This is a genomic window from Thauera sedimentorum (genome assembly GCF_014489115.1).
In the GTDB taxonomy this organism is placed as follows: Bacteria; Pseudomonadota; Gammaproteobacteria; order Burkholderiales; family Rhodocyclaceae; genus Pseudothauera; species Pseudothauera sedimentorum.
Map to the genome: position 1 here is coordinate 681357 of NZ_JACTAH010000002.1, position 12240 is coordinate 693596.

Annotated in this window: 10 protein-coding genes; 6 read left to right on the forward strand and 4 right to left on the reverse strand. The window is 69.4% G+C overall.

Going from position 1 to position 12240, the window contains the following annotated elements; translation table 11 throughout:
* Window positions 1-128 precede the first annotated feature (128 nt).
* The gene (locus IAI53_RS12965; RefSeq protein ID WP_187718604.1) at window positions 129-599 is read left to right on the forward strand and encodes a Dps family protein; all 471 of its coding nucleotides are present in this window, start codon (window positions 129-131) and stop codon (window positions 597-599) included.
* Window positions 600-668: 69 nt separating this feature from the next.
* On the opposite strand, the gene IAI53_RS12970 is transcribed toward IAI53_RS12965, so the two are convergent.
* The 4 genes from IAI53_RS12970 to IAI53_RS12985 form a co-directional block, all read right to left on the reverse strand.
* Window positions 669-3191: a DNA topoisomerase III gene (locus tag IAI53_RS12970; RefSeq protein WP_187718605.1), complete on the reverse strand. Its 2523-nt coding sequence runs from the start codon at window positions 3189-3191 to the stop codon at window positions 669-671.
* A 111-nt stretch (window positions 3192-3302) separates the two neighbouring features.
* Complete coding sequence (locus IAI53_RS12975) at window positions 3303-3767, reverse strand: Smg family protein (RefSeq protein WP_187718606.1); 465 nt, start codon at window positions 3765-3767, stop codon at window positions 3303-3305.
* Window positions 3768-3860: 93 nt separating this feature from the next.
* The gene (gene dprA / locus IAI53_RS12980) at window positions 3861-4970 is read right to left on the reverse strand and encodes a DNA-processing protein DprA (RefSeq protein WP_187718607.1); all 1110 of its coding nucleotides are present in this window, start codon (window positions 4968-4970) and stop codon (window positions 3861-3863) included.
* Between the two features lie 3 nt (window positions 4971-4973).
* Window positions 4974-5993 (reverse strand): LysM peptidoglycan-binding domain-containing protein, encoded by a 1020-nt coding sequence (locus IAI53_RS12985; protein ID WP_187718608.1) that lies wholly within the window; start codon window positions 5991-5993, stop codon window positions 4974-4976.
* Window positions 5994-6166: 173 nt separating this feature from the next.
* Between IAI53_RS12985 and def the strand changes: the two genes are divergently transcribed.
* From def to IAI53_RS13010, 5 genes are all read left to right on the forward strand, one after another.
* Window positions 6167-6670, forward strand: a complete 504-nt coding sequence (gene def, locus IAI53_RS12990) for a peptide deformylase (protein WP_187718609.1) — start codon at window positions 6167-6169, stop codon at window positions 6668-6670.
* 90 nt (window positions 6671-6760) lie between these two features.
* Window positions 6761-7702 carry a methionyl-tRNA formyltransferase gene (fmt, locus tag IAI53_RS12995; RefSeq protein ID WP_187718610.1) on the forward strand — a complete coding sequence of 314 codons (942 nt, stop codon included), beginning with the start codon at window positions 6761-6763 and terminating at the stop codon, window positions 7700-7702.
* Window positions 7703-7770: 68 nt separating this feature from the next.
* A complete protein-coding gene (htpX, locus tag IAI53_RS13000; RefSeq protein WP_187718611.1) occupies window positions 7771-8610 on the forward strand; it encodes a zinc metalloprotease HtpX in 840 nt (279 codons plus the stop codon).
* A 117-nt stretch (window positions 8611-8727) separates the two neighbouring features.
* Window positions 8728-10113 (forward strand): sigma-54-dependent transcriptional regulator, encoded by a 1386-nt coding sequence (locus IAI53_RS13005; protein ID WP_187718612.1) that lies wholly within the window; start codon window positions 8728-8730, stop codon window positions 10111-10113.
* 19 nt (window positions 10114-10132) lie between these two features.
* The gene (locus IAI53_RS13010) at window positions 10133-12235 is read left to right on the forward strand and encodes a sensor histidine kinase (RefSeq protein WP_349771928.1); all 2103 of its coding nucleotides are present in this window, start codon (window positions 10133-10135) and stop codon (window positions 12233-12235) included.
* Window positions 12236-12240 lie beyond the last annotated feature (5 nt).

Consider the following 12240-nt stretch of genomic DNA (forward strand, 5'->3'; position numbering starts at 1 on the left):
CTGCCAGCCTCATAGTTTTTCGGCATGCCGCCCATCCCCGGAATCAATTGGCCGGGGCGGCGTGAATCGAATAGCATGAAACCGACTGGCCAGCGCGGCCGCACAATCCGACAGCAAGGAGAACGACGATGGACATTGACATCGGCATCAACAAGAAGGATCGGGCCAAGATCGCGGACGGCCTGTCGCGCCTGCTGGCCGACAGCTACACCCTGTACCTGACCACCCACAACTTCCACTGGAACGTGACCGGACCGATGTTCAATACCCTGCACCTGATGTTCGAGGCGCAGTACAACGAGCTCGCGCTGGCGGTCGACCAGATTGCCGAGCGCATCCGCGCGCTCGGCTTCCCGGCCCCGGGGACCTACAAGGAATTCCAGAAGCTCACCAGCATGAGCGAGCCGGACGGCGTGCCGAACGCCCAGGAGATGATCCGCCAGCTCGTACTTGGCCAGGAGGCGGTGATCAAGACCGCGCGCAGCGTGGCCCCGCTTGCCGACAAGGCGAGCGACGAGCCGACCCTGGACCTGCTGACCCAGCGCATGCAGGTGCATGAGAAGACCGCGTGGATGCTGCGCAGCCTGCTCGAGAGCTGAGCCGGCGGCAGGCATGAAGCAGAACGGGCCCGTGTGGGCCCGTTCTGCTTTTGGAGGTGGCGCGGCCGCTCAGCCCGCCTTGGTGGCGCGCTTGCGCGTCGCCGCCGCCTTGGTGCCCTTGTCGGCGGCACCGGCCTTGGGCGTCTTGGTCTCGAACTCGAAGCCGACCTTGCCATCCGCGCCACGCACCAGGAAGGCCGAGAACTTGCGGCGGGTGCGTGCCGAGACGAAGCCCTTGAGCAGTTCGGTGCGGCCTTCGGCAAGCAGCCTGGCCATCTGTTCGCGCTCGATGGGCTGCTGCAGGATGATCTTGCCGGAGCGGAAGTCGCAGCTTTTCTGCGGCCCCACCGATTTCTCGCACACATAGGCCATGCCGTGCTCGAACACCCCGCCGCCGCACTTGGGGCAGGGGCCGAGTGACTGCTGGTCGGAGAAATCCACCGGCTCGGCGGATTCGTCGTCCTTGGGCTGGCCGAAGTCGAAGGTCGGCTGCTTGTCGTCGTTGAGCACGATCTCGGCGTTGAACAACCGGCCCATCTTGTTGCGGAAGCCCGTCAGCGGGCCGACCTTGCCGGTGCGCAGCAGGGTCTCGATCTCCTCGTACTCGAACTGCCGACCGGCGACGATCTTCCAGGTGCTCCACTCGCAGGCCTGGCAGGCGAACTTCTTGTAGTTCTCCTTCACCGTGCCGCCGCACTTCGGGCAGGGCGTCTTCAGGGTGGCAAAGTCGCCCGGTACGGTGTCGGACTCGAAGCGTTTGGCGCGCTCGACCACCTCGCGGGTCATCTCCGCGATCTCGTTCATGAAGGCTTCGCGCGACAGCTCGCCGCGCTCCATGCGCGAGAGCTTGTACTCCCAGCCGCCGGTCAGTTCCGGTGAGGTCAGCGCGGTTACGCCCAGGCCCTTGAGCAGGGTGATCAGCGAGAAGGCCTTGGCGCTGGGGATCAGCTCGCGCCCCTCGCGGTGCAAATACTGCTCGGTGATCAGGCCTTCGATGATCTGTGCGCGGGTGGCCGGGGTGCCGAGGCCGCGTTCGGCCATCGCCGCGCGCAGCTCCTCGTCGTCCACCATCTTGCCGGCGCCTTCCATGGCGGACAGAAGGGTGGCTTCGTTGAAGCGTGCCGGCGGCTTGGTGACCAACGCCTTGACCAGCACCTCGTCGGCATTCACCGTCTCGCCGGCGCTGATCGGCACCAGCTGCGGGCCGCCGTCCTTGTCGTCCTCGCTGGCCGCGGCCTTGCCGTACACCGCCAGCCAGCCGGGGTTCACCAGCACCTTGCCCTCGGTCTTGAAGGCTTCGCCCGCGACCCGGGTGATGCGGGTGGTGATGCGGTACTCGGCGGCCGGGTAGAACACCGCCAGGAAGCGGCGGGTGACCAGGTCGTAGATCTTCTGCTCGGCTTCCGACAGGCTCTTCGGCAGCGTCCCGGTGGGGATGATGGCGAAGTGGTCGGAGATCTTGGCGTTGTTGAAGATGCGCTTGTTGGGCCGCACCCAGCCCTGGCGGGCGATTTCGTTGGCGAAGGGCGCGTAGTTGTCCGGCAGCGTGCGCAGCACGTCCTTGACCGTCGGCAGGTAGTCTTCCGGCAGGGCGCGCGAATCGGTACGCGGGTAGGTCAGCACCTTGTGCTTCTCGTACAGCGCCTGGGCCAGCTGCAGGGTGACCCGCGCCGAGAAGCCGAAGCGGCCGTTGGCCTCGCGCTGCAGGCTGGTGAGGTCGAAGAGCAGCGGCGACAGCTGGGTGGAAGGCTTGGCCTCCTCGCTCACCGTACCGGACTTGCCCTCGCACTTGGCGCGGATGGCCTCGGCCTGGGCTTTGTCCCACAGGCGGAAGGCGGTGGCGTGCTCGTCGCCTTCGGGCTTCTTGAACTTCTCGTCGAACCAGCGCCCCGGATAGTGCCCGGCGGCGCAGGCGAAATCGGCTTCCAGCTCCCAGTAGTCGCGCGGCTTGAACTTGCGGATGCGCTCCTCGCGCTCGACCACGATGGCCAGCGTCGGCGTCTGCACCCGCCCCACGGTGGTGAGGTGGAAGCCGCCGGTCTTGGAGTTGAAGGCGGTCATCGCGCGGGTGCCGTTGATGCCGATCAGCCAGTCGCTCTCGGCGCGGCAGATGGCCGCCGAGCGCAGGCCTTCGACCTCCTCGGCGGCGCGCAGGTGGGCGAAGCCGTCGCGGATGGCCTGCGCGGTCATCGACTGCAGCCACAGCCGGCGCACCGGCTTGTCGCTCTTGGCGTGCTGCACGATGTAGTTGAAGATCAGCTCGCCCTCGCGCCCCGCGTCGCAGGCGTTGATCAGGCCGCCGACGTCCTTGCGCTTGATCAGCCGGGTGAGCAGCTTGAGGCGGTCGTCGGTTTTCTCCACCGGTTTCAGCGCGAAGCGCGGCGGGATCACCGGCAGGTGGGCGAAGGTCCATTTGCCGCGCTTGACCTCGTATTCTTCCGGCACCACCAGCTCGAGCAGGTGGCCCACGGCCGAGGAGAGCACGTATTCGTCGGACTCGTAGTGGTCCTTTTCCTTGGTAAAGCCGCCCAGCGCGCGGGCGATGTCCGCTGCGACCGAAGGCTTCTCCGCGATGATCAGTTGCTTGCTCATGCCGTTGGGATGTTGGCCGGACGCGTCAGGAACGACGCCGGCGGGTGGATGTGGAGCGGCGGATGATAAGCAGCCGGCCGTGGCGCTTGCAAGCGGCGCCACGGGAAGGGATCACTGTACGGCCAGCATGTCCTCGTCGTCGCCGTTGAGCAGTTCGTCCAGGATCAGGCTGTCCATTGGCTGTTCCTGCTGCCAGAGGACCATCAGGACGATGACCTTGAGCCGGTGGAGATTCACGCTGAAGCGATCCAGCGCCATGGCCCGCTCGATGATCAGTTCGCGGGTCAGCGCGTCGAGCACCCCGGCGTTCTCCAGAAAGGCGATGAAGCCGCGGCATTCCGCATTCAGGCGGGCCATCTCGGCTTCGGCGTAGATGCGTACCGAGTCGCTCTCGGGAGAAATCTCCGGGCGGGCGGTATGAGCCATCTCGCGCAGCCCGGACAGCCATTCGAGCGCCTCGCTGATCTCCTCGTCCTCGAAGCCGGCGGCGGACAGCTTGCGCGCCAACTGGTCGGATGCCGGGCAGGCGCCCGCATGGACGTAGCTCTCGAAGAGGTAAACCAGTATGTCGAACAAGATGACCTCCTGCTGGGCGGCGACGGGTGATGATTGTTGCGATGCTGCGGACACGGGCCCCGCTGCGGGCGGGGCGGCGCGCTGCCGGCAGGTTCAGCGGCGCTGGAACCGGCCGCCGGGCAGGCGGGCGATGCGACCATCCAGTTCCATGGGCAGCAGGATGGCGTACAGCGCATCCACCGTCAAGCCGCTGCGCGCGGCGAGGGTGTCGAGGTCGACCGGGTCGTGGCCCAGGTGGACCAGCAGGGCGGCAGCGGGATCGTCGGCCGCAGCGGCGGGGGTTTCCGCTGCCGGCGGCGGTTCGCCGGGCGCTGGGTTCGTGGGTGTACCCCAGTGCAGTTCTTCCAGGATGTCGGCGGCGGTTTCCACCAGTTTGGCGCCGTCGCGGATCAGCCGGTGGCAGCCGCGCGACAGGGGCGAGTGGATGGAGCCGGGAATGGCGAACACCTCGCGCCCGCCCTCGGCGGCCAGCCGCGCGGTGATCAGCGAGCCGCTGCCCAGCGCCGCCTCGACCACCAGCACGCCGCGCGCGAGGCCGGCGATCAGGCGGTTGCGGCGCGGGAAATTGTGCGGCAGCGGCGGGGTGCCGAGCGGGAACTCGCTGAGGATCAGGCCGCGCTCGGCAATGGCGCGCGCCAGCGCCTGGTTGCGGGCCGGGTAGATGCGGTCGGCGCCGGTGCCGATGACCGCGACCGTTGCGCCGTCCGCGGCTTCGAGCGCACCGCGGTGGGCGGCCGCGTCTATGCCCAGGGCGAGTCCGCTGACGATGGCGAAGCCGGCCTCGGCCAGAGCGCGGGCAAAGGCGCGGGCATTGTCCTGGCCCTGTGCGGTCGCCGAGCGCGCCCCGACCAGGGCCAGGGCCGGACGGGTGAGCAGCGCCGGCTCGCCCTTGGCGTAGAGCAGCACCGGTGGGTCGGCGGTGTCCAGCAGGCTGCGGGGGTAGGCCGCATCGGCCAGGGTGAGGACGTGGTTGCCGGGCTCCAGCGCCCAGGCCAGCGTGGCGTCGATGGCGGCCTGGTCGGGCGGGGCCAGCAGGGCGTCGGCGATATCGCGGCCGACCACCGCAATCAGCGCGCTGCGCCCGGCGGCAAAGATGGAATCGGGCAGGCCGAAGGCGGCGAGCAGGCGGCGCTGGCGTTCAGGGCCGACGCCGGGGGTGAGGGTAAGCCGCAGCCAGGCGGCAAGGTCCGGCTGCGGCGTCAAGACTCAGGGTTTGCGGATGCTGTCGCCCACGGTGACCTGGCCGTCGGTGTTCATCACCAGGGCGTAGGAGACGCGGTCGAAGACGCGGAACACGAAGGCCAGGCCGTAGCGCTGCTCCGGCAGGGCGATGGTTTCGCCCTCGTACTTGACGCTGCCGCGGTTGCGCCACAGGGCGACCACGTGGCCGCTTTCCAGGCCCTCGCGCTCGCCGGCGCCGAGCACCACGACGTGGTGCATCCCGGTGACCTCGACCCCGCGGTGGATGGCGACGATACGGCCATTGACCTCGGTTTCCGGCGCGTGCGGCGCATAGGAGAACACGGTGGGCACCTCGCTGGGCAGCATCCGGTCGCCCTGGCCGATCTCCTCGAGGGCGCGCACCAGCTGCAGGGTGGCGGGCTGGCCGTGTTCGGTGACCCGCGCGGAGCCGAGATGGACCGCCTGGTAGGCGAGCACTTCCTTGGTCATCGGGTCGACCAGGGCTTCGGCCTTGCGATAGACCTCCCAGCTGTCCTGGTCTGCGGTCACGTCCTTGGCGAACACCGTGTCGCCGCCGCCGGCATAGACCCGGCTGCCGTCGTTGGCGATGATGGTCGCGGAGTTGGCGATATCCTCGTCATCGACCACCAGCGGCGCGACGAGGAAGGGCTGGATCACGTCCAGCGGAATGCTGGGGATGGGTTGCGCGGCCGGTTCGGAGTAGACCTGCGGGTGGAGCTTCTGGTCCTGCGTGCCGAGGCGGCGGCCGATGCTCAGCCAGGGGCCGTTGCGGTCGAGGAAGATCACCTGGCCGGGATAGATCAGGTGCGGGTTGCGGATCTGTTCGCGGTTGAGCCGCCAGACCTCGGGCCAGCGCCACGGCTGCTTGAGGAAGCGCCCGGAGATGTCCCACAAGGTGTCGCCGCGCACCACGGTGTAGGTGTCTGGGGCGTCGTCCGCGATCTCGACCGGCGCCTGGGCTGCCGCGTTGCCGGCCAGCAGGGCCGCTGCGCTGAGAAGGAGAGGGAATATAATGCGGATCATTGCTCGCTTCCGGTTGGTGCGGGCCGGGGATAACCGGTCCGGAACGCTTGAGGCCGTGAGCAAGTCGAAGCGGCTGATTCGACAACCGTTCCGCCTCGCATGTCCGACCCAGCACATGGGCATGCCAAAGCGCTTGAAATTCTGCACGTAATGTCTTAACCCGGCAAGCATTTATGGCCCTACTACCTATCCTTCGCTATCCCGATCCCCGCTTGCACACCCGGGCCGCCCCGGTGACCACGGTCGACGACGAGATCCGCACGCTGGTGCGCGACATGGCCGAAACCATGTACGAGGCCCCGGGTATCGGCCTGGCCGCCACCCAGGTGAATGTGCACAAGCGGGTGGTGGTCATCGACGTGTCGGAAGACCGTTCGGCGCTGATGGCCTTCATCAACCCCGAGATCCTCGAGCGCGATGGCGAGCAGGTATGCGAGGAAGGCTGCCTGTCGGTGCCGGGCATCTACGAGAAGGTGACCCGTGCCGAACACGTCAAGGTGCGCGCCCTCAACGGCGACGGCGAACCCTTCGAGCTCGAGGCCGACGGCCTGCTGGCCGTGTGCATCCAGCACGAGATCGACCACCTCGACGGCAAGGTCTTCGTCGAATACCTCTCGCCCCTCAAGCTCAACCGCATCAAGACCAAGCTGGCCAAGAAGGCGCGCATCACCGCCTGAGCGACCGGAGCGCGGCGGCGGGAGCGGCCCTGGCCGCGATTGCCGATCCGCGCGCCGCGGCATGCCGCCATCCATCCGACGAGAACCCCGATGTCCGCACTCAAGGTCGCCTTCGCCGGCACCCCCGACTTCGCCGCCCAGGCCCTGAAGGCCATCATCGACGCCGGCTTTGCCGTGCCGCTGGTGCTGACCCAGCCCGACCGTCCGGCCGGGCGCGGCATGAAGCTCACCCCCAGTCCGGTCAAGGAAGTGGCCCTGGCGCACGGCATTCCTGTGGACCAGCCCGAGCGCCTGCGCACGCCCGAGCAGCGCGCCGCGCTGGCGGCGGTGACCCCCGATGTGCTGGTGGTGGCGGCCTATGGCCTGCTGCTGCCGCCCGAGGTGCTCGCCCTGCCGCGCCTGGGCTGCATCAACATCCACGCCTCGCTGCTGCCGCGCTGGCGGGGCGCCGCGCCCATCCACCGGGCGATCGAGGCCGGCGACGCGCAGAGCGGGATCACCATCATGCAGATGGACGAGGGCCTGGATACCGGGCCCATGCTGCTCGCCCGCAGCATCCCCATCCTGCCCGAGGACACCACCGGCAGCCTGCATGACCGCCTCGCCGCGCTTGGCGCGGACCTGGTGGTCGAGGCGCTGCGCCGCCTGCCCGACGGCCTGCCGGCCACCCCGCAGCCGCTCGAAGGCGTCACCTACGCGGCCAAGATCGCCAAGGTTGAAGCCGCGCTCGACTGGCGCCGCCCGGCGGTCGAACTCGCCCGCGCGGTGCGTGCCTTCAATCCCTTCCCCGGCGCGCACGGCAGCCTGGGGGGCACTGCGGTCAAGATCTGGCGCGCGCAGCCGGCCGACCTGCGGGGCGCGCCCGGCGAGGTGCTGGCCAGCGGACCGGAGGGCATCGTGGTGGCCTGCGGGAGCGGTGCCCTGCGGCTCGCCGAACTGCAGCGTCCCGGTGCGAAACGCATGGCGGCGCGGGAATTTCTGGCCGGATTTCCGGTCTCTGTGGGCGACCGCTTCGCAATCGCAGCGGATTGAAATCCACCCGTTGCGACCCCACATCGGTCGGACGGCACAGTAACCCGCAAAAGGAAGGAAACACGCAAATGTTCGGCAACTGGATGAAGACCTCCATCCTCATGGCGGGCATCGTCGCCCTGTTCGGCGCGGTCGGCGCGACGATCGGCGGGCAGCAGGGCATGCTGATCGCGCTGCTGTTCGGCGGCGCGATGAATGTCTGGGCCTACTGGTTCTCCGACAAGATGGTGCTGAAGATGTACAACGCGCGCCAGGTCGATGCCACCACCTCGCCCTACCTGTACAACATGGTGCGCGAGCTCGCCCACCGCGCCAACCTGCCGATGCCCAAGGTGTACATCATCGACGAGGCCCAGCCCAACGCCTTCGCCACCGGGCGCAACCCGGAGAACGCCGCGGTGGCGGCCACCACCGGCATCATGCGCATGCTCTCCGAGCGCGAGCTGCGCGGCGTGATGGCGCACGAGCTGGCGCACGTGAAGAACCGCGACATCCTGATCTCCACCATGTCGGCCACGGTGGCCGGCGCCATCTCCATGCTCGCCCAGTTCGGCATGTTCTTCGGCGGCCGCGGCGAGGACCGTCCGCACCCGGCCTTCCAGATCCTGGTGATGATCCTTGCCCCGCTGGCCGCGATGATCATCCAGATGGCCATCTCGCGCACCCGCGAGTTCGGCGCGGACCGCGGCGGTGCGGAGATCTCCGGCGACCCGCAATCGCTCGCCAGCGCGCTCGCCAAGATCGACGCCTACGCCCGCGGCATCCCGATGCTCACCGCCGAGGCGCACCCGGAGACCGCGCAGATGATGATCATGAACCCGCTGTCCGGTGGCGGCCTGCGTGGCCTGTTCTCCACCCACCCGTCCACCGAGGAGCGCATCGCCCGTCTGAACGCGATGGCGCGCTGATACCCGGCGTCGCGACACCGAAGGTCGGCGGCATTCCTGCGGGAGGCCGCCGACCTTCTTGCGTGCACGGTGACATGGTTAAATGCACCGCAGCCATCCGCTATTGCGAGGAGCGTCATGTCCGAATCAGACCGTCCCGCCACGTCACCGCTCCCCGCACCGGGCGAGCCGCGCTGGCACGACTACGCGGTGCTGGTGGTCGATGACGAGGCCGGCATGCGCAGCTTCCTGGAGCGCGCCCTGTCGGCCCGTGGTTGTACCGTGGCGGTGGCCGACTCGGCCGAAGCCGGTGCCGCGCTGCTCGCCCGCCAGCACTTCGACGCCGTCGTCCTCGACATCGCCCTGCCCGGCAAGCCGGGCATCGCCTGGCTGCACGAGCTGCGCGCCAGCGGCTTCACCGGCGACGTGGTGTTGATCACCGCCTTCGCCGACATGGAGACCGCCATCGACGCGTTGCGCGCCGGCGCCTCGGACTTCATCCTCAAGCCCTTCCGCGTCGACCAGATCGTCAATTCCCTGCGGCGCTGCTTCGAGCGTGCCCGCCTGGCGCGCGAGAACTTCGTGCTGCGCCGGGAGCTGGCCGGCCTGTCCGGCGAGGTGGACGGCGTGGTGGGCCGCTCGCCAGCCATGCAGCAGCTCTGCGCGCTGCTCAAGCGCGTGGCGCCCACCCCGGCCACGGTGCTGATCCTGGGCGAATCCGGGGTCGGTAAGGAGATCGCCGCGCGCGCCCTGCACCAGATGAGCCCGCGCGCCGAGCGTCCCTTCGTGCCGGTCAATTGCGCCGCGGTGACCCCCGAGCTGATCGAGAGCGAACTCTTCGGCCATGTGAAGGGCGCGTTCACCGGCGCCACCGACAACCGCCACGGCCTGTTCTACTACGCCAACGGCGGCACGCTGTTCCTCGACGAACTGGGCGAACTGCCGCTCGCGCTGCAGACCAAGCTGCTGCGCGTGCTGGAGGAAAAGCGCATCCGTCCGGTCGGTTCGGCCAAGGAGGTGCCGGTGGACGTGCGCGTGGTGGCCGCCACCAACCGCGACCTGCGCACCGAGGTGGCCGCCGGGCGCTTCCGCCAGGATCTCTACTACCGGCTGGAGGTCATGACCCTGACCATCCCGCCGCTGCGCGAGCGCCCCGAGGACGTACCGCCGCTGGTCGCCCACTTCAACACCCAGCTCGCCCAGCGCCTCGGCCTGCCGCCGCTGGCGCTCGGCGACGAGGCCCTGCGCCGCCTGGCCGCCTATGCCTGGCCGGGCAACGTGCGCGAACTGCGCAACCTCATCGAGCGTTCGCTGATCCTCGGCCACCTGCCGCTGGGCCCGGACAGTGCCGCGCCTGCGGCCGGCGAGGAACTGCCGGTGAGCCTGGCCGAGGTCGAGAAGCGCCACATTCTCGCGGTGCTCAACGCCTGCCACGGCAACAAGAGCCGGGCCGCGGAGCTGCTCGGCGTGTCGCGCAAGACCGTCGAGCGCAAGTGCGTCGAGTGGGGCCTGGCGGCCGAATGAGGCGCGCAGGGGCGCGCCGGTGAGCGGAGCGGGCGTGCTGCCGCGCCTGGCCGAGCGCTTCCGCCGCTCGGTGCGTGCCAAGCTGCTGGCGCTGGTGCTCGCGCCGCTGGCGGTGGGCGTGCCCATCCTGCTTGGCCTGGTGTGGACCTGGGGCAGCGAGTCCTACCAGCGCCTGCTGACCTACAAGATCAGCTCCGACATGGTCACCGCGCACGAGTACTTCGACCGCGTGCGCATCGGCGTGGGCCACGAGGTGGCGGCCGCCGCGGAGTCGCACCGCCTGGCGCTGCGCCTGGCGCACGACCCGCGCGCGCAGATGGAACTCTCCGCCCTGCTGGCCAACCTGGCGGTGGCGCGCGGGCTGGATTTTCTGCATTTCCTCGATCGCGACGGGCGCATCGTCGCCAGCGCGCACAACGAGTTCTCCTCGGGCGAGGCGCGCGCCGCCTGGCCGGTGGTGGCCGCGGCCCTGGCCGGGCAGGCGCACACCACGGTGGAGCGCCTGAGCGCGGAGCAGCTGGCGGGCATCGACCCCGCGCTGCGCCGCCGCGCACGCCTCGACCTGGTGCCGACCCGCGCGGCCGCGCCCGACCCGCGCAGCTTCGAGGACCGCGGGCTGATCATCCACGCCGCCGCGCCGGTGGTGGATGTGGGCGGGCGGCCGCTCGGCGCGCTGGAAGGCGGGGTGCTGCTCAACGGCAACCTGGAGATGGTCGACCGCATCAACGCCATCGTCTATCGCGACGGTTCGCTGCCGCTGGGTAGCCGCGGCACCGCCACGCTGTTTCTGGACGACGTGCGCATCGCCACCAATGTGCGCCTGTTCGAAGGCCAGCGCGCGCTGGGCACGCGGGTGTCCGCGGCGGTGCGCGAGCGTGTGCTCGGCCGCGGCGAGACCTGGCTGGGCACCGCCTTCGTGGTCAGCGACGACTACGTCTCGGGCTACGAGCCGGTGGTGGACGGCCACGGCGAGCGGGTCGGCATGCTCTATGTCGGCTTCCTGGAAGAGCCCTTCCGCAACGCGATGCGCCTGGCCATGGGGGCGCTGTTCCTGCTCTTCATCGTGCTCTCCGGGCTGGGCACGGTGCTCTCGCTGCGCTGGGCGCGCAGCGTGTTCCAGCCCATCGAGCGCATGAACGCGGTGATCCAGCGCGCCGAACAGGGCGAGGCCGGCGCGCGCGTGGGCGAGGTCGCCAGCCGCGACGAGCTGGGCCGGCTGGCCGGCGAGTTCGACCACCTGCTCGACACACTGGCCGCCAAGCGCGAGGAGTTGCAGCGCTGGGCCGAGGAGCTCGACGCCAAGGTGGCCGAGCGCACCCGCGAGCTGTCCGAGGCCAACGAGCACCTGCGCCGCGCCCAGCAGCAGTTGGTGATGAGCGAGAAGCTCGCCGCCATCGGCGAACTGACCGCCGGCGTGGCGCACGAGATCAACAACCCGGTGGCGGTGATCCAGGGCAACCTCGACGTGCTGCGCGACGTGCTCGGCGACGCGGCCGGACCGGTGCGCGAGGAGATCCGCCTGATCCACCAGCAGGCCGACCGCATCCGCCAGATCGTCACCAAGCTGCTGCAGTTCGCCCGCCCGGGCGAGTTTGCCGGCTACGTCGAGGAGGTCGACGTCAACGCGGTGCTCGCCGACTGCCTGCTGCTCACCCGCCACAACCTGGAGAAGGGGCGCATCGACGTCGACCTGCGCGAAGCGGCCACCGTGCCGGTGGAGATCAACCGCAGCGAACTGCAGCAGGTGTTGATCAACCTCATCGTCAACGCCATCCAGGCCATGCCCGAAGGCGGCACCCTCACGCTGGCCAGCGAGAACTGGCTGGAGCACGACCAGCCCATGGGCGCCGTGCTGCGGGTGCGCGACACCGGCCAGGGCATCGCCCCGGAGAACCTCTCCAACATCTTCGACCCCTTCTTCACCACCAAGAAGGGCAGCGGCACCGGGCTGGGCCTGTCGATCAGCTACACCATCGTCGAACGCTACGGCGGGCGCATCGAGGTGAGCAGCCGGCCGGGGGAGGGGGCGGAGTTCGTCGTCCGCCTGCGTCGCGAGCCGCTCTACGACGCCGCCCCGGAGGCGCCGCGCTTCGCCCGGCGCTGGGACATCGCCAGCGCCTGAGAAGT

What these genes read in the sequence shown, in the direction of transcription:
- IAI53_RS12965 (WP_187718604.1), top strand. Translation starts at nt 129, where the DNA reads ATGGACATTGACATCGGCATCAACAAGAAGGATCGGGCCAAGATCGCG.
- htpX (WP_187718611.1), top strand. Translation starts at nt 7,771, where the DNA reads ATGTTCGGCAACTGGATGAAGACCTCCATCCTCATGGCGGGCATCGTC.
- IAI53_RS13005 (WP_187718612.1), top strand. Translation starts at nt 8,728, where the DNA reads ATGTCCGAATCAGACCGTCCCGCCACGTCACCGCTCCCCGCACCGGGC.
- IAI53_RS12970 (WP_187718605.1), bottom strand. Translation starts at nt 3,191, where the DNA reads ATGAGCAAGCAACTGATCATCGCGGAGAAGCCTTCGGTCGCAGCGGAC.
- IAI53_RS12985 (WP_187718608.1), bottom strand. Translation starts at nt 5,993, where the DNA reads ATGATCCGCATTATATTCCCTCTCCTTCTCAGCGCAGCGGCCCTGCTG.
- fmt (WP_187718610.1), top strand. Translation starts at nt 6,761, where the DNA reads ATGTCCGCACTCAAGGTCGCCTTCGCCGGCACCCCCGACTTCGCCGCC.
- def (WP_187718609.1), top strand. Translation starts at nt 6,167, where the DNA reads ATGGCCCTACTACCTATCCTTCGCTATCCCGATCCCCGCTTGCACACC.